The sequence below is a fragment of the Bhargavaea sp. CC-171006 genome, from assembly GCF_009761675.1.
Taxonomy (GTDB): domain Bacteria; phylum Bacillota; class Bacilli; order Bacillales_A; family Planococcaceae; genus Bhargavaea; species Bhargavaea changchunensis.
In genome coordinates, this window is sequence record NZ_QUZH01000012.1 from 48,086 (window position 1) to 70,562 (window position 22,477).

Annotated in this window: 19 protein-coding genes; 4 read left to right on the forward strand and 15 right to left on the reverse strand. The window is 53.9% G+C overall.

Translation table 11 applies throughout. From position 1 onward, the window contains the following. Window positions 1–79: 79 nt before the first annotated feature. From zupT to DZC51_RS04865, 9 genes are all read right to left on the reverse strand, one after another. Window positions 80–889 carry a zinc transporter ZupT gene (zupT, locus tag DZC51_RS04825; protein WP_157294246.1) on the reverse strand — a complete coding sequence of 270 codons (810 nt, stop codon included), beginning with the start codon at window positions 887–889 and terminating at the stop codon, window positions 80–82. A gap of 244 nt (window positions 890–1,133) precedes the next feature. Further along, window positions 1,134–2,819, reverse strand: a complete 1,686-nt coding sequence (locus DZC51_RS04830; RefSeq protein ID WP_198304064.1) for a putative bifunctional diguanylate cyclase/phosphodiesterase — start codon at window positions 2,817–2,819, stop codon at window positions 1,134–1,136. 27 nt (window positions 2,820–2,846) lie between these two features. Continuing rightward, on the reverse strand, window positions 2,847–3,503 hold the full coding sequence (locus DZC51_RS04835; RefSeq protein WP_157294364.1) for a uracil-DNA glycosylase: 657 nt from the start codon (window positions 3,501–3,503) through the stop codon (window positions 2,847–2,849). A gap of 76 nt (window positions 3,504–3,579) precedes the next feature. Further along, window positions 3,580–4,185 (reverse strand): phosphatase PAP2 family protein, encoded by a 606-nt coding sequence (locus DZC51_RS04840; protein ID WP_157294248.1) that lies wholly within the window; start codon window positions 4,183–4,185, stop codon window positions 3,580–3,582. A 199-nt stretch (window positions 4,186–4,384) separates the two neighbouring features. Continuing rightward, entirely contained in the window at window positions 4,385–5,335 is a 951-nt protein-coding gene (locus DZC51_RS04845; protein WP_157294249.1) for a siderophore ABC transporter substrate-binding protein, read from the reverse strand. 35 nt (window positions 5,336–5,370) lie between these two features. Then, window positions 5,371–6,132 carry an iron ABC transporter ATP-binding protein gene (locus tag DZC51_RS04850; protein WP_157294250.1) on the reverse strand — a complete coding sequence of 254 codons (762 nt, stop codon included), beginning with the start codon at window positions 6,130–6,132 and terminating at the stop codon, window positions 5,371–5,373. Further along, window positions 6,129–7,079, reverse strand: a complete 951-nt coding sequence (locus tag DZC51_RS04855) for an iron chelate uptake ABC transporter family permease subunit (RefSeq protein WP_157294251.1) — start codon at window positions 7,077–7,079, stop codon at window positions 6,129–6,131. The genes DZC51_RS04850 and DZC51_RS04855 overlap by 4 nt, the downstream gene beginning before the upstream one ends. Next, window positions 7,072–8,022 (reverse strand): ABC transporter permease, encoded by a 951-nt coding sequence (locus DZC51_RS04860; RefSeq protein ID WP_157294252.1) that lies wholly within the window; start codon window positions 8,020–8,022, stop codon window positions 7,072–7,074. Before DZC51_RS04860 ends, DZC51_RS04855 begins: the two co-directional genes overlap by 8 nt. Before the next feature lie 286 nt (window positions 8,023–8,308). Then, on the reverse strand, window positions 8,309–9,178 hold the full coding sequence (locus DZC51_RS04865) for a DUF6612 family protein (protein WP_157294253.1): 870 nt from the start codon (window positions 9,176–9,178) through the stop codon (window positions 8,309–8,311). A gap of 164 nt (window positions 9,179–9,342) precedes the next feature. Here DZC51_RS04865 and DZC51_RS04870 point away from each other — a divergent pair, with 164 nt between their 5' ends. Together DZC51_RS04870 and DZC51_RS04875 are read left to right on the forward strand one after the other, a co-directional pair. After that, window positions 9,343–11,061 (forward strand): ABC transporter ATP-binding protein, encoded by a 1,719-nt coding sequence (locus DZC51_RS04870; protein ID WP_157294254.1) that lies wholly within the window; start codon window positions 9,343–9,345, stop codon window positions 11,059–11,061. 109 nt (window positions 11,062–11,170) lie between these two features. Continuing rightward, window positions 11,171–12,232, forward strand: coding sequence for a permease (locus DZC51_RS04875; protein WP_157294255.1), 1,062 nt, complete (start codon window positions 11,171–11,173; stop codon window positions 12,230–12,232). Between the two features lie 408 nt (window positions 12,233–12,640). Here the strand turns inward: DZC51_RS04875 and DZC51_RS04880 are convergent, their stop codons facing one another. Genes DZC51_RS04880 through nikC form a run of 4 tightly spaced genes read right to left on the reverse strand, consistent with a single transcriptional unit; the run spans window position 12,641 to window position 16,555 of the window. Next, the gene (locus DZC51_RS04880; protein WP_370513673.1) at window positions 12,641–13,672 is read right to left on the reverse strand and encodes an ABC transporter ATP-binding protein; all 1,032 of its coding nucleotides are present in this window, start codon (window positions 13,670–13,672) and stop codon (window positions 12,641–12,643) included. Continuing rightward, entirely contained in the window at window positions 13,644–14,669 is a 1,026-nt protein-coding gene (locus DZC51_RS04885; protein ID WP_157294257.1) for an ABC transporter ATP-binding protein, read from the reverse strand. Before DZC51_RS04885 ends, DZC51_RS04880 begins: the two co-directional genes overlap by 29 nt. Window positions 14,670–14,704: 35 nt before the next feature. Continuing rightward, window positions 14,705–15,646 (reverse strand): ABC transporter permease, encoded by a 942-nt coding sequence (locus DZC51_RS04890; protein WP_157294258.1) that lies wholly within the window; start codon window positions 15,644–15,646, stop codon window positions 14,705–14,707. Between the two features lie 15 nt (window positions 15,647–15,661). Next, window positions 15,662–16,555 carry a nickel transporter permease gene (gene nikC, locus DZC51_RS04895; protein ID WP_157294259.1) on the reverse strand — a complete coding sequence of 298 codons (894 nt, stop codon included), beginning with the start codon at window positions 16,553–16,555 and terminating at the stop codon, window positions 15,662–15,664. A 312-nt stretch (window positions 16,556–16,867) separates the two neighbouring features. Between nikC and DZC51_RS04900 the strand changes: the two genes are divergently transcribed. Beyond that, window positions 16,868–18,484: a glutathione ABC transporter substrate-binding protein gene (locus DZC51_RS04900; RefSeq protein ID WP_157294260.1), complete on the forward strand. Its 1,617-nt coding sequence runs from the start codon at window positions 16,868–16,870 to the stop codon at window positions 18,482–18,484. 217 nt (window positions 18,485–18,701) lie between these two features. Next, a complete protein-coding gene (locus DZC51_RS04905; protein ID WP_157294261.1) occupies window positions 18,702–20,297 on the forward strand; it encodes a glutathione ABC transporter substrate-binding protein in 1,596 nt (531 codons plus the stop codon). 56 nt (window positions 20,298–20,353) lie between these two features. On the opposite strand, the gene hflX is transcribed toward DZC51_RS04905, so the two are convergent. Together hflX and DZC51_RS04915 are read right to left on the reverse strand one after the other, a co-directional pair. Beyond that, window positions 20,354–21,631, reverse strand: a complete 1,278-nt coding sequence (gene hflX / locus DZC51_RS04910) for a GTPase HflX (protein ID WP_157294262.1) — start codon at window positions 21,629–21,631, stop codon at window positions 20,354–20,356. Between the two features lie 54 nt (window positions 21,632–21,685). Further along, window positions 21,686–22,387 (reverse strand): VOC family protein, encoded by a 702-nt coding sequence (locus DZC51_RS04915; protein WP_157294263.1) that lies wholly within the window; start codon window positions 22,385–22,387, stop codon window positions 21,686–21,688. Window positions 22,388–22,477 lie beyond the last annotated feature (90 nt).

The following is a 22,477-nucleotide window of genomic DNA, read 5'->3' on the forward strand; positions in this document are numbered from 1 at the left end:
TTTTTCACCTGTCTTTACAGTTGTATAGTTTTGTTGACTTCATAACTATACAATGTGCAGGACAGTTTGACAATATCCATCATGAAACGAGGACAAGGCTGATGGCCATGACTGCCATGCCGGCGATCATGCCGTAGATTGACAGATGCGCCTCGTCGAATTTCTGCGCTGCGGGAAGCAGTTCATCCACCGAGATAAACACCATTATTCCCGCCACCGCCGCAAAAATGACACCAAACATGATCCCGTTCAAAAACGGCATGAGAATCAGGAAGGCGATCACCGCACCCGCGGGTTCTGCCAGGCCGGACAGGAAGCTCAGTTTGAATGCCTGCTTCCGGTCCCCTGTCGCGAAGTACATCGGCACGGATACCGCGATGCCTTCCGGAATGTTGTGAATGGCTACTGCAATGGCGATGGCCACTCCGAGTGTCGGGTCCTGGAGGGCCGATGTAAACGTCGCAATCCCCTCCGGGAAGTTGTGAATGGCGATGGCCAGTGCGGTGAATACCCCCATCTTCTTTAATCTCGCATATTCGTCATTCGTGGGTCCCTGCCCGATGTCTTCGATGCTCTTCACTTCATGCGGATTTCCCGTCGACGGGATAAAGCGGTCGATAATCGCAATCACCAGCATCCCGCCGAAGAATCCGGCAATCGTCGCCCAATAGCCGGGTGTGTTTCCAAGTTCATAGGTCAACGCGTCTTTTGCCTTGACGAAGATTTCGACAAGCGAGACGTAGATCATGACGCCTGCCGAGAAACCGAGTGAGGCTGACAGGAATTTCGTGTTTGTCCGGGAAGTAAAGAACGCAAGCAGGCTTCCGATCCCCGTTGCCAATCCGGCAAACAGGGTCAGGCCAAATGCGATCCAGATGTTTCCTTCCATTCAACCATCCACTTTCTGATTTAAGATGATGCTATTATATGCCAGAAAGTTTCCCTTGTGCAACTTATTCGCGGATGAATTTTCGAAATACCGCTTCAAATGTGCCGTATGAGTTTCAACTATACAGAAGGATAGGCTATGCAGGCGTGGCTTGCGGGGTGCCGGCGCGAATTCCGAAGAGACGGCGGAAAACCCAAAATGCCACAACATAAAAATCCGCGCAGGCGGCGCGGATTGGGAAGCTTCAGCAAGACAGCGATGCGGGCATATATTTCTTTTCAAATTCCGCAGGCGCCAAAGGTGCATCAAAATAGTAGCCCTGGACGCCGCGGCACCCGATTTCCATTAGAAATCGGAGCTGTTCTTCGGTCTCGACGCCTTCTGCAATCAGGCTGCAGTCAAGTCCTTTTGCAAGGGACACAATCGACTTCAGGATGGCTTCCGACTTTCCGATCATGCCGATGCCGGAGACGAAGAATTGGTCGATTTTGATCTTGTCCACCGGAAAATTCGTCAGATAGGACAGGCCCGAGAAGCCGGTTCCAAAGTCATCGATTGCGACAGTGATCCCTTGGCTTCTGCATTTCCTCAGATTGGAAAGGACCAGATCCGAACTGAGGATTTCCTTCCACTCGGTGATTTCAATCTCGAACCGTTCCGGCGGGATGTTCCACTTCCGAAGCATCCTCATCACAGTGCCGTAGAACCGTTTGTCATCCAACAGGTGAGAGGTCACGTTCACGGCAATTCTCGGGAGGCTGCCATACTTCTCGGCCCAGCGTTTCCCCTCCGCCAGGACCAGGTTCAGGAGATGAATCGTCAGTTCCCTGATTTTCCCGCTTTCTTCGGCAATCGGGATGAATTCGTAAGGGGACAGGATCCCGAGTTCTGGATGATTCCATCTCGACAAGGTTTCAATTCCGATCAGTCTGCCGCTTTTGCCGTCCAGCTGGGGCTGGACGACACAGGAGAACCCTTTGTTCTTGAACTCACCCGAAAACAGCTCATCCTCGATTACCCGCTTGCGATCAAGCCTCGTCTTCATCTCGTCATGGAACAGCAGAAAGCAGCTGCCCCTCTTTTTTTTCGACTCGTGCATTGCCGTATCTGCCATGCTGAGCAGCTCGGCTGTCGTCTTCCCGTCTTCCGGGTAGCGGCTGACCCCCACGCTCGCAGAGGCGGAAAAACTTACATTATCACTTAGTCTGACAGAGATGGCGGTCTGTTTGAACATTTCCTTGATCCACTGATTCAAGTCATGCGGATCCGTCCGATGGGTGAGGAAAATAAATTCGTCTCCTCCAATCCGGGTCACCACGTCTCCGACCTGCAGCAGACTTTTCAGCCGCTTTGCGATCTGGCGGATATAGTGGTCCCCCGACTCATGTCCGTGAAGGTCGTTCAGTTGGCGGAAGCTATCGATATCGAAGAGTACGACGGAAAACGGATTTGCTTCCTTGATATATTCTTCCATCTTCTCAATCGCTGAACGACGGTTCGGAAGGCCGGTCAGATCATCCTTGAAAGCGAGCATCTCCAACCGCGCCTCGGCTTCCTTATAACGGCTGATGTCATGAAAGAGGACTGCAATCCGGCCGTCGCCAATCTCCTGTGCGTCGACCTGAAGCCAGAGACCCGCAGGACGGTAATAGATTTCTTCCGTCTCGGCGATTCCCGTTTTGCGGATCCGGTCGTACATCTCTTTCAGACCTGCGTTGACGGCATACGGAAATTCCGCCCAGGCATTTTTCCCGACGAGCTGCTCCCCTTCACGTCCAAGGAGGCGGGACGCCTTTTCATTGATGTAAATGAAATCCGACTGCTTGTCCAGTACATAAAAGGCACTGGCCAGCCCGCTCATGATGCGGATGGCGTCCTGCTCGTCCAATGATCCGCTCAGGTCACCTCCGGCATTCCGGTGTCTCTTCATCTGCTTCCGCCTCCTTCCCGTACCCATTCAGCCTTCGCCGGCATACCTTCGCAGAGCCTTTCCGATCTCCTGCCAGTCTTCCTCCACCTTTTCCCGCAATGACGGGTTATAGAACACGGAAGCCGGATGGAATGTCGGAATAATTGTCCTGACGTCCTCTGTCAGGCTGTATGTCCCATCCTCCGTGTCCCTCAAATATTGGACCGGAGCCTCGATCAGCTGTCCATGCACGTCCGACACTTTATATTCCTTGCCGAGCAGGCGCTGCAGGCCGATGTTGCCCAGCGTGACGATAAGCTTTGGCCTCACGTCCCGCATCTCCGCATCCAGAAGAGGCGCGTGGGCAAGAATTTCCTTTGCCTTAGGTGCACGGTTATACTTTCGCTCGGTCAGTGTGCCGTCGCGCTCCTTTTTCGTTCCCCAGCGATACGGTCGGCTGCGTACGGCGCTTGTGATATAGACATCCTCCCGGCGGAGCCCGATCGAGGCGAGGGATTTCATGAGTTCCTTTCCCGCGCGCCCGATAAAAGGAATGCCGTCCACCAGTTCAAATTCCCCCGGCGCCTCACCGACAAGCATCAGTTCCGGCTCAACGGGGCCCTGTCCGTAGACGAACCCTTCCACCGGGGCGTCACCCATGCGCCGGCGCCCGAGTTCTGCAAGTTCTTCACTGATTCTGTACACCATCCATCACTTCTTTCCTGCTGTCCCTTATCTATACCACATGCCATGACCCCTTAACAATCAGGGGTTCCGCTGATCAGGATTCGATGCGATCCCTATTCCAGTAAGAAAACAGAATCAGGAGCAGGAACAGGTAGGCCGTCCCGGCGGCCCAGCCTGCCAGCACATCCGTTGCATAATGCCGTCCGAGTACAATACGTGAAAGGCCCATACCCGCAACCAGAATGCCGGCAACGGCCAGGACTGTCCAGCGCCAGAAGATCGGGCGGATCCGCCGCATGACCACGATTCCGATCGAACTCACATAGAGGAGCCCCATCTGGGCGTGGCCTGACGGAAAACTGTAGCTTGCCAGCTGGTCCGGCATATCCGGACGGGGTCGCCCGAACCATTCCTTCAGCCATTCATTAATGGCGAATCCCACGCCAACCGCAAGTACGATAAACAGGGCATCACGCGGTGAACGCCTGATCAAAAGCAGGACGATCGCCACTAAACAGATTGCTGCAACGGTCTCAGGGTTGCCGAGGAAGCTGAGCACCCCCAAGAACTCCGCCCCCGCCAGCGCCTCCGACAAGGTCCTGTCAAGCGCCTCAAGCAACGGGGATTCATAGAATATCGCCAGCAGCACAAACAAAACGAAGGCGGCCGCCGTGGCCCCCACTTTCCTTTTATTGTTCACCCAATTCCCTCCAGCCTGAATAAACTCTGTATTCATTTTATCACCGGAGGCAGGGGACATACCCGAAGAAAAGGAGTCGGCAGCCCAAAAACATATTCCAACTATTCCGTTTCGGCCGACATAATTCCTGCCGATTCTACAATTTTTTCACGACAAATAAAAGCACCCTGCTTTACGCAGGGTGCTTGGGAGGGACCGATCAGAGGCTTCCTTCGACTTCGGAGATCATCTCTTTCATCGACTGGAGGCCGCCTCCGGAAAGGTACCAGTATTCGCCATTCAGATAGTGGATGTTATCGTTTTTGTAGGCATTCGTCTTCTGCACAAGGTCGTTTTCCAGCGATGCCTTCACGCTTGAATCCTCGCCGATCGCTGCATCACGGTCGATGACGTAGAGAATATCCGGGTTCGTCTCCAGGATATATTCGAATGTGATGTTCTGGCCATGCGTCGAGACTTCGATGTTCTCATCAGCCGGCTTCAGGCCGAACACATCATGGATGAGGCCAAAGCGGGATGACGGGCCATACGCACTGACCTTGCTCTGGGAGCCGAGGACAATCAGGGCCTTTTCATCAGTTGCGGAAGTCTTTTCCTGGATGCCGGCCACGCGGCTGTCGATGTCTTCAAGTTCCTTGTTCATTTCATCTTCTTTTCCGAAAATCTTAGCGACTGTATTCATGTTTTCCTTGAAGGATTCCATGTAGTTCATCGTGTCGATCGGAATATAGACGGTCGGCGCGATTTCAGCGAACTGGTCATACAGCTGTGCCTGGCGGGTGGAGATGAAGATGACATCAGGCTGCAGCGCGTGGATGGCTTCAAAGTCCGGCTCTTTCAGGCTGCCGACATTCGTGTAGTCATCCGATGCATACTGCTCGAGATAGTTCGGGACGGTTGCCTGCGGGACACCCGCAACTTCCACGCCGAGCTCATCGAGTGTATCGAGGATACCAAAGTCGAAAACAACGACTTTCTCAGGCGTCCCTTTGATTTCAGCTTTGCCGAGCTCGTGCTCGATTGTCATGGTATCCGCTGCTTGATCGGATGTGCCGCTGTCTTTTTTGTCTTCTCCTGCATTGTCGTTGCCGCAGGCCCCCAAGACGAGGATAAACGCCATCAGCATGGCGAGGAAAGTGAACTTCTTCATCAGAATCCCTCTTCTTTCGTAATTAAAGAATGTGTTCAAGAATTGAAGTATACACAGATCCGGCAGTTGCTCATCTGCTTGATCGGAATGTCCATATCATAGATTTCTTTCAGCGACTCGGAGTTGATGATGTCCTCGGTAGGGCCGTCCTTGACCACACGCCCGTCCTTCAGCGCTACAATCCGGTCGGAATAGACCGATGCGAAGTTGATGTCGTGGAGGACGATGACGACGGTCTTGCCGAGCTCATCCACGAGCCTGCGGAGGATCTTCATGATCTGGACGGAATGCTTCATATCAAGGTTGTTGAGTGGCTCATCGAGAAGGACATACTCGGTGTCCTGTGCGATGACCATAGAAATAAATGCCCGCTGGCGCTGGCCGCCGGACAATTCGTCCAGGAAGCTGTCTTCCATTTCGCCCAGTTCCATATACTCGATTGCTTGGTTAATGACACGGTTGTCCTCTTCGGTCAGCCGGCCCTTCGAGTGCGGGAAGCGTCCGAAAGAGACCAGTTCCCTTACAGTCAGGCGGACATTCATGTAGTTGGATTGCTTCAGGATCGATACGCGTTTGGCGAAATCATTGGATTTCATCTTGCGGACATCATCCTTGTCGACAAGCACTTCTCCCGTGTCTGCATCTAGCAGGCGGCTCACCATGGAGAGCAGGGTCGACTTACCCGCCCCGTTCGGTCCGATGAATGAAGTGATCTGACCGCGCTGAATGTTGACCGAGACCTTTTCGACGACGGCTTTTTTTCCATAAAACTTGGACAGCTCACGAACTTGAATCATGCGGATCGACTCTCCTTAAGTAGTAGATAGATGAAATACACGCCGCCGGCGAATTCGATGACGACACTCAAAGTGGTAGAGAAGGTGAAGATACGCTCGACGACCCACTGTCCCCCGATAAGGAGGACCATGCTCAGGCCGGCTGCAGCTGTAATCGTGAAGGAATGCTTATAAGACTTGATGAACTGGTAGCTCAAGTTGGCGACGATCAGCCCGAAGAATGTGATCGGGCCGACAAGCGCCGTGGATACGGCGATCAGGACCGCCGACAGGATCAGGGTGCCGCGCACCATCCTGTCATACGGTACGCCCAGATTCATGGAGATATCCCGGCCAAGCGAGATCACGTCCATGATCCTGAGCTGGCGCCATCCTATGATGATGCAGACCGCGACAACCGCTATGGAAAGCCAGACCAGATCTGCATTGACATTATTGAAACTGGCAAACATCGCATCCTGGACGGTCAGGAACTCGTTCGGGTCGATCAGAACCTGGAGGAATGTCGAGATGCTTCCGAAAAAGGTTCCGACGATGATTCCGACCAGGAGCAGGAAGTAGACCGGCCGGTTCCCCTTCTTGAAGAGGAGCTGGTAGAGCAGCAGTGCGAAAATGATCATCGCTGCCACCGACAGCAGGAAGTTGACCTGCTTGTTGACGACCGTTATATGAGTCGAGCCCAGGAAAAAGATGATGAGCGTCTGGAGCAACATATAGAGAGAATCCAGCCCCATGATGCTCGGCGTCAGGATGCGGTTCTGGGTGATCGTCTGGAAGACGACCGTTGCATAGGCGATCGCGATGCCGGTCACGGCCATCGCCGCAACCTTCACGCCCCTTCTCGGGAGGGCGTAGTCATAGCTGCCGTTCAGATCATGGAACAGGTACAGCCCGACAAAAAGCGCCGCCAGCGCATACAGGATGATGAGTTTTGTGGAATCACGCATAGGCTTTCCTCCTGAACAGCAAGTAAAGGAAGATGCCGCTGCCGATGACTCCGACCATCAGACTGATGGAAATTTCATATGGATAAATCAGCACACGTCCGAGAATGTCACAGACGAGAAGGAAAATCGCGCCCATGAGAGCCGTGTGCGGCAAAGTCTTCTCAAGGTTGTCCCCTTTCATGATGGAGACGATGTTGGGGATGATGAGTCCGAGGAACGGAATCATGCCGACCGTGAGGACGACCGTTACGGTGATCAAGGCCACCAGGATCAGTCCGAAGTTCAATACAAACCTGTAGTTGAGCCCGAGGTTCCTGGAGAAATCTTCCCCCATGCCGGCAACCGTAAAGCGGTTTGCGTACAGGTAGGCCAGGATCAGGATCGGGACGCTGATATAAAGAAGTTCATAGCGTCCGGACATGATCATGGAGAAATCCCCCTGCAGCCAAGAGGACATGTTCTGGATCACATTCGACCGATAGGCGAAGAATGTCGTCAGTGAAGACAGGATGTTCCCGAACATCAGCCCGACCAGCGGAATGAAGATCGCATCTTTGAACTTGATGCGCTCCAGGATCTGCATGAACAAGAGTGTTCCGGCCAGGGCGAATGCAAACGCGATGGCCATCTGCTCGAGCATTGTCGCATTCGTGAACAGAAGCATGGATACAAGGATCCCGAGACGGGTCGCATCCAGTGTCCCTGCCGTTGTGGGCGAAACAAACTTGTTCCGGCTCAACTGCTGCATGATCAGACCGGCTACGCTCATGCCCGCGCCGGCCAACAGGATGGCGACGAGGCGAGGCACACGGCTGATCAGGAATATTTGAGTTTCTTCGGAACTCCAATCCAGGAGGTCCATTGGTGAGATGCTGCTCGTCCCGACGAACAAGGATAAGAACGACAGGATGACGAGTCCGGCAATCATGTAACGTGTCTTCATGGCTATCCCCGATGCACTGCAATTTGAAAGGCTATTGAGAATGTTCTGTTGAAAATCATTCTCAGCAACCTTGCAATTGTTATTATAGCACGCGTTATCGGGAAGTCAAAGGTTAAATGAAAATGATTATCATTTAGTTTAGAATGATTATTGATAAGGTTTTGCCCATCACGGAAGTGAGTTTTCGGATAACATTGAATTTCGCTAATTCGGGAGTTTTTTCAGTGCTTGAGGCTTTCCGGGACAAAGAAAAACCGCAGCGGCGGCTGCGGTTTTTCTTGTTTGATTATTGTTGCGGAAGTTCAACTGCGGAGTCGATGACTTCCTGAGGGATTTCGATCTTCTCGATGCCGTTGATATTCGAGTAGGCAGTATTCGAGTCGATGTCGATATTGAGCGTCTCTCCCTGCTCTTCAATCGTCATGGCCATGACCATGTTCATGGCCGTCATGTTGAATGTTTCCTTATCCACGAACATCTCGTACTGAAGGTCATTGATTTCCATGTTCTCAAGTGCCTTCTGTTCTTCTTCACCCATCTGCTCGAGCATTTCGGGCGGGAGTTGTTCATGGAGCGTCTGCTTGATCAGCTCGTTGAACTTCTCCCCGTCTGCCGTGAGTTTCAGGATGTATTCGTTCTCGTTCTGCTCAAACTTCATGTCTTTTGCATACTCCTGAAGCTGCTCGAGCTGCTCGGACGGATCCGGCTGCTGCTGGGTCAGCTGGTCGAGCCCGGGGACCGCCCCGGTCATTTTGATCCACTGCTCACCCTGCGGATCGCGCATATACATGGTCCCGTCTTCAGTCATATAGACATCAAGGTCCATTGACATCTCCTCACCGCCGGCGGCGCTCATGGACATCGTGCCCTTCTGATGCATCGCAAGCGGATCCAGCGTCATTTCCATATCCATGTCAGTAACCGTGTTCATCTCTACTTCCTGCGAAGGGATCGAGATCTTCTGGTCCATTTCCACTTTGGCTTCGGCGCTCTTCATCTCCTGGGAAGCAGTCAGTGCTTTCTCATAAACTTCTTCCGCCGTCAGGTCGCTCTGCTTTTCTTTAGGTGTGCCTTCCGTGGGTTCGGCCGTTTCATTGCATGCCGCGAGACCGAGTGTCAGGGTTCCGGCTACCATGGCCATCAAGAGTTTCTTCATATTGAATTACCGCCTCTCTCATTTGGGTACAGTCCGTAATACGGCAACATTCATGGAAAAGTTCCGTTTTCTTGAAGAAACACAACGAAAGACCCACTCCTCTTCCGCATCCTTTTTGATTCGGCTATAATGACGGAAGTCAAAATCATACATCGGAGGAACCCATGCTCAAGCAATTCTTTTCCTATTATAAACCGCATAAGCGGCTGTTCATGATTGACTTCTCAAGCGCCGTATTCGTCGCGCTGCTTGAGCTCGCTTTTCCCGTTGCCGTGCAGTGGTTCATCGATGAGCTGCTTCCGACAGGCGACTGGGGACGGATTGTCTGGGTCAGCCTTCTGCTGCTCGGGGTCTATCTTCTCAGCACGTTCCTGCAGTTCATCGTCTCCTACCTGGGCCACAAGCTCGGAGTGAACATCGAAACGGACATGCGCCAGCAGCTGTTCAATCATGTGCAGCGGCAGTCGTTCCGCTTTTTCGACAACACGAAGACCGGGCATATCATGAGCCGCATCACCAATGACCTGTTCGATATCGGCGAACTTGCCCATCACGGGCCGGAGGATATTTTCATCGCCATCATGACGATCATCGGTGCCTTCTCGATCATGTATACGATCAACCCTGAGCTCGCTCTGATCACAATCGTCATGATCCCGTTCCTTGTATTGGTCATCACGTTCTGCAATACGAAGATGAACAAGGCGTGGCGCAACATGTACAGCCGGATTGCAGATGTGAATGCCCGTGTCGAGGATAGCGTGTCCGGGGTCCGCGTGGTGCAATCGTTCACGAATGAGGCGTTCGAGATGAAGCGGTTCCGGAAAGACAACGGAAGCTTCAGGCTGGCCAAAATCGCGGCGTACAAAGTCATGGCCTGGACGCACTCCAGCATGTACATGATGACCCGGCTCGTCACGCTGCTTGTACTCGTCGTCGGGGCCTGGTTCTCCTTTAACGACCGGCTTTCTTACGGTGAACTTGTCAGTTTCGTGCTGTTTGTCAACGTCCTCATCAAACCGGTCGATAAGATTGCGGCACTCCTTGAGATGTATCCGAAAGGCATGGCCGGATTCAGGCGGTTCCAGGAATTGCTGGACGAGGAGCCGGAAGTTCTTGACCGTCCGGATGCCGTTGAGGTCTCCCAACTAAACGGCAATATCCGATTTGACCGGGTATCATTCCGCTATGACGGCTCCAAGTCCGTGCTGAATGACATCAGTTTGACCATCCGCTCCGGGCAGACAGTCGCGTTTGTCGGACCATCCGGTGCCGGCAAGACGACCATCTGCTCCCTGATTCCGCGTTTCTATGATGTCGACGGCGGCTCGATCTCCATCGACGGCATCGATGTCCGTGACATGACCATGCAGTCGCTGCGCTCACAGATCGGCATCGTGCAACAGGACGTATTTCTTTTCACCGGGACCATTTTCGAAAACATCGCCTACGGCAAGCTCGGCGCGACCGAAGAGGAAATCTACCGGGCCGCGCGCAAGGCCCATCTCGAAGAGTTCATCACCGATCTTCCTGACGGCTACGAAACGCAGATCGGTGAACGCGGACTGAAGCTTTCAGGCGGCCAGAAGCAGCGCCTCGCCATCGCAAGGATGTTCCTGAAGAACCCGCCGATCCTTATCCTGGATGAGGCCACTTCGGCACTCGACACCGAAACGGAGCGCATCATCCAGAAATCCCTCGAAGAGCTGTCCGAAAACCGGACGACCCTTGTAATTGCCCACCGGCTTGCCACTATCCGCAATGCCGACCGTGTCGTCGTCGTGACGAAGGACGGTATCGCGGAAGACGGTGGCTATGAGGAGCTCGTCAGGAAAGGCGGCATCTTCGCCAACCTGCATAACATTCAGTTCCAGGAGGCATGAGTCAATCCCCTGTCCGGAGGAGGACAGGGGATTTTCGTTTCCTTGTATGGCCGAATTCAGATTAGAATGGTATACTATTTCGGTTATCAGTTTATAGGAGGTCCTGAAGTTGAACACCACCCATACGTCCGAAAGAAAACGGACGATTATATATGTAGCCGTCTTCCTGCTTGTCGCCATCATTGGCCTTGCTTACGTGAAGTGGATTCCATATGTCGATAAAAGCATCACAGCCATCACAACCCAGTCGATCGGCGATTCGATCCTCGGTGATCCGGCAGATGCCGGAACATTCTCTTGGGAAAGCACATGGTCGTATGTCGTCACGTACTTCCTTGCCGTCTGGAAAGCAGCCGTCCTGGGTATTGTGCTGGGCTCGTTGGTCCAAGTGCTGATCCCTGCTGACTGGCTGATGCGCACGCTCGGCAAAACCTCATTCGGCAGCACGGCCATCGGCGGCCTCACGAGCCTTCCGGGCATGATGTGCACCTGCTGTGCGGCACCCGTCGCGGCCGGTCTCCGGAAAAAGAACGTATCGATCGGGGCGGCTCTCGCCTTCTGGCTCGGAAATCCCGTGCTGAACCCGGCGGTCCTCATATTCATGACGTTCGTCCTTTCCTGGGAATTCACGCTTCTCCGTGCCGTCTTCGGCATCGTGCTCGTCTTCGGTATCAGCTACCTGGCGAACCGGTTTGCCCCACAGCCGGCTCCGGAAGAACTCGCCCGCAAAGTGGAAGAAGCTGAAACTGCGATTGCCCCCGAAGAAGGAAGCTTCCTTAGCCGCTGGCTGAAGAGCATGGGCCGGATGGCACTCTTCATTATCCCGGCCTACTTTATCTCGGTCCTGCTCATCGCGGCGGTACGCCCTTGGCTCTTCCCGCTGCTTGACGGAGCATCCGGCAATACGCTGCTGATGATCCTGCTCTTTGCGATCGGCGGCATGCTGTTTGTCATCCCGACCGCTGCGGAAATCCCGATCATCCAGACATTCATGTCCGCCGGTCTCGGCACCGGCCCTGCCGCTGCCATGCTCATCACCCTGCCGGCCATCAGTCTCCCGTCACTGATCCTCGTCGCAGGCGCGTTCCCGAGGAAAGTCCTCTGGTTCGTCGCCGGAGCGGTCATCCTGCTCGGCGTCCTCTGCGGCCTTGTCGGCATGTGGGTGATGTAATAAGTGTTTGTGATCCCCCGCTCCGGGTGACGGAGCGGGGGTTTTTGATTGGGGGCTATTACTTCATTACTGTAAGTCCGATTTCTCTTCGGTAAGTCTGGTTCCCTAATTGTAAGTCCGATCTTACCGGTGCAAGTCCGAACTCGCTATTTTAAGTCCGATTTTACGCTATAAGTCCGATTCCTTATTTCAACTTTCCACTCCTTATTGCAACTTCTCATCCCTTATTTCAACTCCGCACCCCTTATTGCAACTCCACTCTCCTTATTGCAACTTCGCTCCCCCTTATTGCAACTTCGCCTCCCTTACTTCAACTTTCCACTTCTTTTTGCATCTCCCTCCACAACTCCCTTCCCATAAGAAAAACCCGCTGCCTTCCCGGCAGCGGGTTTCAGGGTTTCTTCTATATTAGAAGGATGCAGTTTCCATGTAGTTCGGTTTGAGCTGGCCGCTTGCGATCTCTTCGACGAAGTGGCAGGCGGCTTCGTGGCCTTGTTCCATGCCATCGTGCTCTATAAGTTCAGGCACATCGACCCGGCATTTTTCCTGCGCGAACGGGCAGCGTGTGTGGAAGCGGCATCCGGTCGGCGGATCGATCGGGGACGGCACGTCGCCGCGAAGGACGATGTGTTCCCGTTCCCGGTCCGGATCCGGAACAGGAATGGCCGACAAAAGCGCTTTTGTATATGGATGTTTCGGGTTATCGAAGATCGACTTTTTGTCCCCGATCTCCATGATCTTGCCGAGGTACATGACGATGACACGATCCGAGATATGGCGGACGACACCAAGGTCATGGGAAATGAACAGATACGTAAGCCCATACTCATCCTGGAGTTCATCCAGCAGGTTTAGCACCTGGGCCTGGATCGAGACGTCCAGCGCCGAAACAGCTTCATCACAGATGATCAGCTTCGGGTTCACCGACAGCGCGCGTGCAATGCCGATCCGCTGTCGCTGGCCGCCCGAGAATTCGTGCGGGTAGCGGTCCGCCTGGCTGCCGTTCAGACCCACCGTCTCAAGCAGTTCGATGATCCGCTTGCGTCGATCCTTCCTCGGCAGCACATTCTGGATTTCCATCGCTTCGTTGAGGACATCCGAGATTGACTGGCGGGGGTTAATCGAGGCATACGGGTCCTGGAAGATGATCTGGAGATCCTTCCGGTATTTCCGCATTTCCGATTTGGACAGGGATGCAAGGTCTGTGCCTTCGAAGTACACCTTGCCGTCAGACGGCTCCTCAAGCCGGAGGATGGCGCGTCCGGTTGTGGATTTCCCGCATCCGGATTCACCGACGATGCTGACGGTTTCCCCCTCATAGACGGTGAAACTGATATCGTCGACTGCTTTTACATGGTTGACCGTACGGCCGAAAAAGCCGCCCTTGATCGGGAAGTGCTGCTTGAGACCATCAACCTTGAGCAATTCTTTTTTCTCCAAAGACATCCACCTCCTTTGGCCCCGGCCATTCTTCATCATAAATCCAGCAGCGCACCTGGTTGCCTTCTCCATCATCGAACAGATCCGGCAGTTTTTCACGGCAAAGGTCGGTCGCCGCCGGGCAACGCGGCGCGAACCGGCAGCCTTTCGGCATATTGAATGGCGACGGAACCATGCCATGGATCGGAACCAGCTTTTCCTGATCCGCGTCAGGACGAGGCAGCGATTTCAGCAGCCCGACCGTATACGGGTGGCGCGGTTTGCGGAACAGTGTCCGCACATCGCTATATTCGACAACCTGTCCGGCGTACATGACTGCTACGTAGTCGCATGTTTCCGCAACCACGCCAAGGTCGTGGGTGATGAGGATAATTGACATGCCCAGGCGGTTCTGGAGATCCTTCATCAGGCCGAGGATCTGGGCCTGGATCGTTACGTCGAGCGCGGTGGTCGGCTCATCCGCGACAAGAACCTCCGGGTTACATGCCAGGGCCATCGCGATCATGACACGCTGGCGCATACCGCCTGACAGTTCATAAGGGTATTGAGTGACACGTTTTTCCGGAGACGGGATGCCGACCAGCTTCAGCAGGTCGACGGATTTCGCCATCGCCTGTTTTTTATTCATGCCCTGGTGGGTCGTAAGGGACTCCGAGATCTGCTGGCCGACCGTAAAGACCGGGTTCAGCGATGTCATCGGCTCCTGGAAGATCATCGAAATCTTATTTCCGCGGAGACTCCGCATCTTCTTTTCCGAGAAATCAAGGATGTTCTCGCCTTTATAGCGGATTTCGCCGTCGACCACCTTGCCATTTTCCGCGAGGAGCCGGAGGATCGACAGAGAAGTGATACTCTTGCCGGACCCCGACTCGCCCACGATTCCTAGTGTTTTACCTTTCGGGACGGAGAAGCTCACGCCGTCGACGGCTTTGACTTCCCCCTCGTCCGTGAAGAAAGAGGTGCGCAGGCCGCGCACGTCCAAAATCGTTTCTTCCAATGATCTTTCCTCCTTAGGCCGTTGGCCGGGACCGATCAGTTCAGGTCGATCCGCTTGTTGAGCAGTTTATATGAGATATCCACAATCAGGTTAACGAAAACGAACAGGACTGACAGTACCAGTACGGCACCCTGAACAATCGGGAAGTCGCGCTGGGTGATGGCTTGTACGGTCAGGCGGCCCATGCCATTGATGGCAAAGATCGTCTCTGTCAGGACCGCGCCGCCGAGGAAGCCGCCGAATTCAAGACCGACAACCGTTACGACAGGGATGAGCGCATTCTTGAGCGCGTGCCGGTATGTAACGATGCGGTCGGTGAGCCCTTTTGCCCGCGCCGTCCGGATGTAGTCCTGGTTGATGACCTCAAGCATCGAAGACCGCGTCATGCGGGCGATGATCGCCGCGCCTCCCGTTCCGAGCGTGATGACCGGCAGGATGACCTGGCGCCAGCTGTCGCCCCAGCCGGACGGGCGCAATTTCGCCCAATCGGGCAGCCAGTCCCCGCCGATGGCGAACCAGTCGATCAGGACAAGGCCCAGCCAGAAGTTCGGCATGGAGAGGCCGAACAGCGCCACTATCATAATCGCCGTATCGGCCAGCGTATAGCGCCGGACGGCCGATATAATCCCCGCCATCAGTCCAATGAAGACGGCGAGGACGGTAGCATAGAATGATAATTCCACCGTGACCCAAAAACGGGTTGCGATTTCGTCTGAAACGGCGCGGCCGCTCCGGACGGAATTTCCGAGGTCGCCCTGGAGGACGCCACTCATATAGTTGAAATATTGGATATGGATCGGGTCATTCAGGCCGAGACGTTCCTCGATCTGCCTGACTGTCTGCTCCGATGCACCTTCGCCTGCGATGATCTGGGCCGGGTTGCCCGGGATCAGATGCATCAGGGAGAAGACGAGAATGGAGACACCGATCAGCACCGGGATAGTCTGAAGGACCCGCCGGATGATGTATTTGAGCATTTCGCTTCTCCCTCCTTATTTGTTCGCTTTCGGGTCAAGCGCATCGCGCAGCCCGTCGCCGAAGATATTGAATGCAAGAACGACAAGGACGATGGCAATCCCCGGAATCAGGATCATGTGCGGAGATTCCGCCATGTACGAACGTCCCGCAGAGAGCATTGCGCCCCACTCAGGCGTCGGCGGCTGCGCACCGAGGCCGAGGAATGACAGTCCGGCCGCAGTCAGGACCGCAGTCGCGATCCGGAGCGTCGCCTGGACGATGATCGGTGACAGGACGTTCGGCAGGATGTGCTTGAAGATGATCCGGAAGTCGGAAGCCCCGAGCGCCCTCATGGCATCGATATATTCAAGCTTACGTACCGACAGGGTCGACCCGCGCACGATCCGCGCAAAGGCAGGGACCGAGAAGATCCCGATTGCGATGATCATGTTCTGGATGCTGCCCCCGAGCACACTCACGATGGCGAGCGCCAGGAGAATCCCCGGGAAGGCGAGCAGGATGTCCATGAGACGCATGATGATTGTGTCGACTTTGCCGCCGTAGTATCCGGCAATGATTCCGAACAGGACACCGACGATTCCGCCGATCACTACCGATACGAACCCGACAATCAGCGTCAGCCCTGTCCCGTGAATGATCCGCGAAAAGATATCCCGGCCATAGTTGTCAGTCCCAAACCAGTGCTCCGCAGATGGAGGCTGGAGCTTGTTGGTGATATCCGTGGCGTTCGGATCGGCGCTTACAAGCATCGGTCCGAAGATGGCCACCAAGATGAAAAACAGCACAACAATCCCGCCTACAAGGGCCGACTTGTTCTTTTTGAATCGTTTCCAAAAGCCCTTATAGAGTTCGAGTCGAGGATTGTAAGCCTTTTCACCCGAGGAGGCTCCGGCTGTTTGCTCAGACATAGTAATCCCTCTTTCCCCTTGGCGGCAATGAGGTGCCGCCTTTTTCTCAATATCTATAATCGATAGTCTACCATGAATAGTGTGAATTCGACACATGAATTTAAATACGGAAAAGTACAAAAAGATAATAATTTTTGATACTTTCAAATTACCTTTTTCTCTCTATCGGGTTGAAGCGCGAAAGAGTTCATACATTTATATCAACAGTATTCGCAAGACGACTATTGTCACCAACAATTTGGTATGGTATATTCTTTCTGAATATTGCGGTCGATTGCGCAATATCAAAAACAAAATAGGGGGAGAATTTGCATGAAGAATAAGCGCAGCTCTTTGTTGCTCTTGATCCTGATGCTGGTCGTTTCCATGTTCCTCGCGGCATGTGCCGGCGGCGGAAATGACAGCGCTTCCGACAGCGGCAGCGAAGGTGAAGAGGGCACAACAGAAGGCGGCGGCGAAGGCGGCGACCTCATTCTCGCAGTCCTTTCCGATGCTTCTTCGCTTGATCCGGCCGGATCAAACGATGTTCCGTCCTCCAACATCCAGGCAAATGTCTTTGAAACACTTGTCAACCGCAATGATGACAACGAAATCGAGCCTGGCCTTGCGACGGAATGGAACGCAATCGACGATACAACTTGGGAGTTCAAACTCCAGGAAGGCGTCAAATTCCATGACGGCGAAGAGTTCAACGCAGAAGCAGTCAAGAAAAGCCTTGACCGCGTACGCGACCCTGAAATCGCATCTCCTCGCTTCTTCCTCTTCGAGATGATTGAGAGCGTGGATGTCGTGGACGACTATACAGTCCAGATCAAGACTGCTTATCCATTTGCACCGCTTCTCGCCCACCTGTCCCATAACGGCGGCAGCATCATCAGCCCTAAGTCCATCGAAGAAGACTACGCGGCTATGGAAAATGGCGAAGAACCGGGTTCTGTCATCTCCGAGAACCCTGTAGGTACCGGCTTCTTCAAATTTGAAAGCTGGAAGCCAGGTTCCGAGATCAAACTCGTGAAGAATGAAGACTATTGGAACGAACCGGCAAAGGTCGACTCCGTCACATTCAAGGTCGTCCCTGAAGCCGCTACACGTGTAGCCGAGCTTGAAACGGGCAACGCACACATCATCGACCCGGTTCAGCCTAACGAAGTTCAGCAGATCAATGACTCCGGCAGCGGAACGGTTCACCAGAAGCCATCTTCGAGCCTCTCGTACATCGGCTTCAACACGGAAAAAGAACCGTTTAACGATGTCCGCGTCCGCCAGGCGATCTCGATGCTCGTAAACAAAGAAGATATCATCTCCGGCGTCTACGAAGGATTCGGCATCCCGGCGAAAGGTCCTCTTGCACCTGGCATCTTCGGGTACAACGAAGACGCAAAACCGATCGAGTACAACGTTGAAGAAGCGAAAAAGCTGCTTGAAGAAGCAGGCTATGCGGACGGCTTCTCCACAAGTATCTGGACAAACGACAACCCGCAGCGCGTTGATGCAGCGGTCCTTCTCCAGCAAGAGCTGAAGAAAGTCAATATCGACGTCAAGATCGAACAAATGGAATTCGGTACGTACCTCGACCAGACGGCTGCAGGCGAGCATGATATGTTCATTCTCGGCTGGTCCAACCCGACAGGCGATGCGGACTACGGCATGTATGCCCTATTCCACTCGTCCCAGAAGGGTGACCCGGGCAACCGCTCGTTCTACGAGAACCCTGAAGTCGACAAGCTTCTTGACGAAGGCCGCCAGGAAACCGATCCTGATGCCCGCCAAGAAATCTACAACAAGGTTCAGGAACTCCTGATCGAAGACGCACCAATGGTCTATATCCATCACCAGGAATACCTGACAGGTCTTGCAAATGGCGTTGAAGGCTTTGATATCGACACTTCCGGTATCTACCAGCTCAAGAACGTCACTCTGTCCGAGTAATCCCAAAAGAGGAGCCTCCCGCTATTGCGGGAGGCTCCTTTTGTGTCTTTTAATTTTTCTTGGCGGAAGTCCAGAATCTTTGCGGTTTTGCAAACGCTCTCTTGATTTTTGGCTGATAATGGCCGGTGAACACCTATTGTTCGTGTCAGTTTTGTGTGATATATTTCAGAAATATCGCATTAGACATAATTAGCGGTAAAAAAAGGGGGATAACACCATGAGAAAGAACACAAAACTGCTCCTGATCCTGACCCTTGTGCTGTCCATGTTCCTTGCGGCATGTGCCGGCGGCGGCCAGGAAGACGCCGGCGGTGACAACAGCAACAAAGAAAGCGGTTCAGCGTCCGGCGGCGACCTGATCCTTGCGGTCCTGTCCGATGCATCGACACTGGATCCTCAGGGCTCGAACGATGTTCCGTCCAACAATATCCATAACAATCTGTTCGACACGCTTGTCGAACTGAACGACGAAAACGAAATCGTTCCAAGCTTGGCAACAGAGTGGAAAACGATCGATGAGACGACGTGGGAGTTTAAGCTCCGTGAAGGAGTGAAATTCCACGACGGCACAGATTTCACCGCTGAAGCGGTCAAGAAAACCTTTGACCGTGTGCGTGACCCGAAAGTGGCATCCGGGAAAGCCTATCTGTATGAAATGCTCGAGAGCGTGGAAGTCATCGATGACCACACCGTACAGATCAAAACGGCTTATCCGTTCTCGCCGCTCCTCTCCCACCTGTCCCACTCCGGCGGCGCCATCATCAGTCCAAAGCTGATCGATGAAGACTATGCGGCGATGGAGAACGGTGAAGAGCCGGGCTCTGCCATCAACCAGCATCCTGTCGGCACCGGTTTCTTCAAATTCGAAAGCTGGGATCCGGGTGTTGCCGTCAAGCTCGTGAAAAACGAAGACTACTGGAACGGCGCACCTAAAGTGGACTCCGTTACATTCAAGGTCATTCCGGAAAGCGCGACACGCCTTGCAGAACTCGAAACCGGCAATGCCCATATCATCGACCCGCTCCAGCCGAACGAAGTGGCACAGATTGAAGGCGGCGATTACGGAACCGTCAACAAGCAGCTTTCCCGCGCCCTGTCGTTTGTCGGGTTCAACACGGAAAAAGAGCCGTTCAACGATGTCCGCGTCCGTCAGGCCATCTCGATGATGATTGATAACGAAGAGATCGTAAACGGCATCTATGAAGGATACGGCGTTCCTGCCCACGGTCCGCTGTCCCCTGGCACCTTCGCTTATGATGAAAACATCAAAGGCCTCGGATACAATCCGGAAGAAGCGAAAAAACTCCTTGAAGAAGCCGGCTACGGCGACGGATTCAAGACGACCATCATCACCAATGACAACCCACAGCGGATCGACATCGCTGTCCTCCTCCAGCAGAAGCTGAAGGAACTGAACATCGACGTGAAAGTCGAGCAGATGGAGTTCGGCTCCTACCTGGAAACACTGACAGCCGGCGAGCAGGATATGTACCAGCTGGGCTGGTCCAACGCAACCGGTGACGCCGACAACGGACTCTACTCCCTCTTCCATTCCTCGCAGAAAGGGACGGGAGCAAACAAGGCATTCTACGGCAATCCTGAAGTAGACAAGCTTCTGGATGCCGGCCGCGCAGAAATCGATGAAGCGAAGCGCAAAGAGATTTACGACCAGCTTCAGCAGATTCTGATCGAAGAAGCTCCGATTTCCTACATTCACCACCAGGAGTACCTGACCGGTGTCGCCAACAATGTTGAAGGTTTCAGCGTCGACCCTAGCGGCTACTATCAGCTTAAAGACGTCACGCTGAATTGATGAAGACAAAAAACTCCCTTCCGCTTTTGCGGGAGGGAGTTTTTTTCTCAGGCAAATTATTCTTCAGGCGGAGCGAGAAACTCACTGAAGCGGCTCCGGTCGGCCTCTCTGATTTCAACATCCATGAGTGTTCCGTCCTCCGTGTACTCCGTCTCTTTTACATCTGCACGCTCATTCAGGTACGAGACAACATCTCCACGGCCGAACGGGACCAGCAGCCTGACCCTGACGTAATCCCCGAAGATTTTCGAAGCGATCATGCCGGTCAGCTCACTGATGTCACCGGAATCCTTCGCAGAAATCCAGATACTGTTTCCTTGAGTTCTCGGATGCTCAAGGCCTGCAAGATCAGACTTATTGTATACATGCACTTCCGGGATGCCTTCGATGCCGATGTCGGCGAGCGTGTCCTCTGTGACGTCCATCATGTAGCGGTGCTCAGGGTGGGATACATCGACGACATGGAGCAGAAGATCCGCATCAGCTGCCTCCTCAAGTGTCGAACGGAACGCCTTCACTAGGTGATGGGGAAGCTTCCCGACGAATCCGACCGTGTCAGTCAGCAGAAATTCCCGGTTGTCCTGCAGATGAATGTTCCGCACCGATGTATCCAATGTCGCAAACAGCATGTCCCGCTCGAGCACATTTCTGCCTGCCCCGTCTCCGATGCCCTCAAGCATCGAGTTCATGATCGTCGATTTGCCCGCATTCGTGTAGCCGACAAGCGAGACGACCGGTACATCACGTTTTACCCGCCGCTTCCGCTGCGTTTCACGATGACTTTTCACCGATTCCAATTCTCGGCGCAAGCGTGCAATCTGGTCTTCGATCCTCCGGCGGTCGAGTTCAAGTTTCGTCTCACCGGGACCGCGGGTTGCAACGCCGCCGCCCGTCGAACCTGCCTGCCGGCTGAGCGAGGCGCGCAGGCCGACGAGACGCGGCAGCATGTACTGCAGCTGTGCCAGTTCCACCTGGAGCTGCGCCTCACGGGTTTTCGCCCTTCTCGCAAAGATATCCAGAATGAGCATCGTCCGGTCGATCACCTTTGTATCAAGTTCCGTTTCCAGATTCCTGATTTGTGAAGGTGACAGCTCATCGTTGAATATGACGAGATTGGAATCCGTCTCATCGTGGAACATAAGGATCTCCTTCACCTTTCCGGAGCCGATGTAGTGGCTCGGATTCGGGCGCTCGAGATTCTGCGTGACCTTGCCGGAAACCTCCACGCCACAGGCCTCCGCAAGGCTTGCGAGCTCTTCCATCGAATAGTCAAACTGCTCATCGTCATCCAGCCGGACGCCGACGAGCACGGCCCGTTCCAGTATTTCTTCCATTAAATCCCCTCCAGTTGTGGCTGCCTGTCCTCAGTATACCCGTCCGGCAAGACTTCAGCGCATTCCATCATGAGTGAGGATGACATCAGCCAGGCGCTCGGGCTCCTTTCCCCGCTTAAAGACCAGTTCGGCATTCTCAAGCACGAGCCGGTTGCCTGCCGGCTTGCCGAGTCCGAGCATTTCAGCCCAGCGGCCTGCTGTCGCTTCCGGCTCCCTGACAAGGAAGACCGCCTCCGTGATGCGGGATGCCAGGTTTTCTTCAGGCATCGTTCCTGATGAGAGCAGCTGCTTCATCCGGACATCGTCCTCCATTCCCCAGTCGATAAAAAATGGTTTCGGCAGATCGTCCCCGATCTCCTCGTCAATGAAGAGCAGTTTCCACTCCAGCAGATCTCCCGATGCCGTCCTTCTTGAAGCCTCCTGGACGCCGGTTGTCCGGAAACCTTTTTCGTTTAACCTCTCATCGAACTCATACAAGTTTCCCGGCCTCAGGCAGATCGTCCCCCACCCGGGGCCGTATGCCGCCAGGTCATGGACCAGAAGACGTGCCAGTGGCTGAGTGCTCGTCTCGGCAATTTCCGGCTTTTCCACAGAGAGCGCTTCAATATAGGCATTCCTAGCATAGTAAAGCGCATTTTGCGTTCCCCACTGCTCATGCCGGCCGCCCGGTGCTCCGTTCATCCCCTGTTCCTTCCACGCGGCCGCATCCTCCTCAGGCGTCCGATTGCTCAAATAAACTGCATGGTCCAGTTTCAAATTGCTCTCTCCTTTCGATATTTTCCGACAAAAGTAGTCAATTAGACCTAACTTTTCCGTCAATTTCCGTTTTAGCCTTGAAGCCCCCGT

Bases quoted from the DNA above. Each gene is read 5' to 3' on its own strand.
- DZC51_RS04830 (WP_198304064.1), bottom strand. From the start codon at position 2,819: ATGAAGAGACACCGGAATGCCGGAGGTGACCTGAGCGGATCATTGGAC.
- hflX (WP_157294262.1), bottom strand. From the start codon at position 21,631: ATGGAAGAAATACTGGAACGGGCCGTGCTCGTCGGCGTCCGGCTGGAT.
- nikC (WP_157294259.1), bottom strand. From the start codon at position 16,555: ATGTCTGAGCAAACAGCCGGAGCCTCCTCGGGTGAAAAGGCTTACAAT.
- DZC51_RS04900 (WP_157294260.1), top strand. From the start codon at position 16,868: ATGAAGAATAAGCGCAGCTCTTTGTTGCTCTTGATCCTGATGCTGGTC.
- DZC51_RS04845 (WP_157294249.1), bottom strand. From the start codon at position 5,335: ATGAAGAAGTTCACTTTCCTCGCCATGCTGATGGCGTTTATCCTCGTC.
- DZC51_RS04860 (WP_157294252.1), bottom strand. From the start codon at position 8,022: ATGAAGACACGTTACATGATTGCCGGACTCGTCATCCTGTCGTTCTTA.
- zupT (WP_157294246.1), bottom strand. From the start codon at position 889: ATGGAAGGAAACATCTGGATCGCATTTGGCCTGACCCTGTTTGCCGGA.
- DZC51_RS04890 (WP_157294258.1), bottom strand. From the start codon at position 15,646: ATGCTCAAATACATCATCCGGCGGGTCCTTCAGACTATCCCGGTGCTG.
- DZC51_RS04865 (WP_157294253.1), bottom strand. From the start codon at position 9,178: ATGAAGAAACTCTTGATGGCCATGGTAGCCGGAACCCTGACACTCGGT.
- DZC51_RS04850 (WP_157294250.1), bottom strand. From the start codon at position 6,132: ATGATTCAAGTTCGTGAGCTGTCCAAGTTTTATGGAAAAAAAGCCGTC.
- DZC51_RS04855 (WP_157294251.1), bottom strand. From the start codon at position 7,079: ATGCGTGATTCCACAAAACTCATCATCCTGTATGCGCTGGCGGCGCTT.
- DZC51_RS04870 (WP_157294254.1), top strand. From the start codon at position 9,343: ATGCTCAAGCAATTCTTTTCCTATTATAAACCGCATAAGCGGCTGTTC.
- DZC51_RS04905 (WP_157294261.1), top strand. From the start codon at position 18,702: ATGAGAAAGAACACAAAACTGCTCCTGATCCTGACCCTTGTGCTGTCC.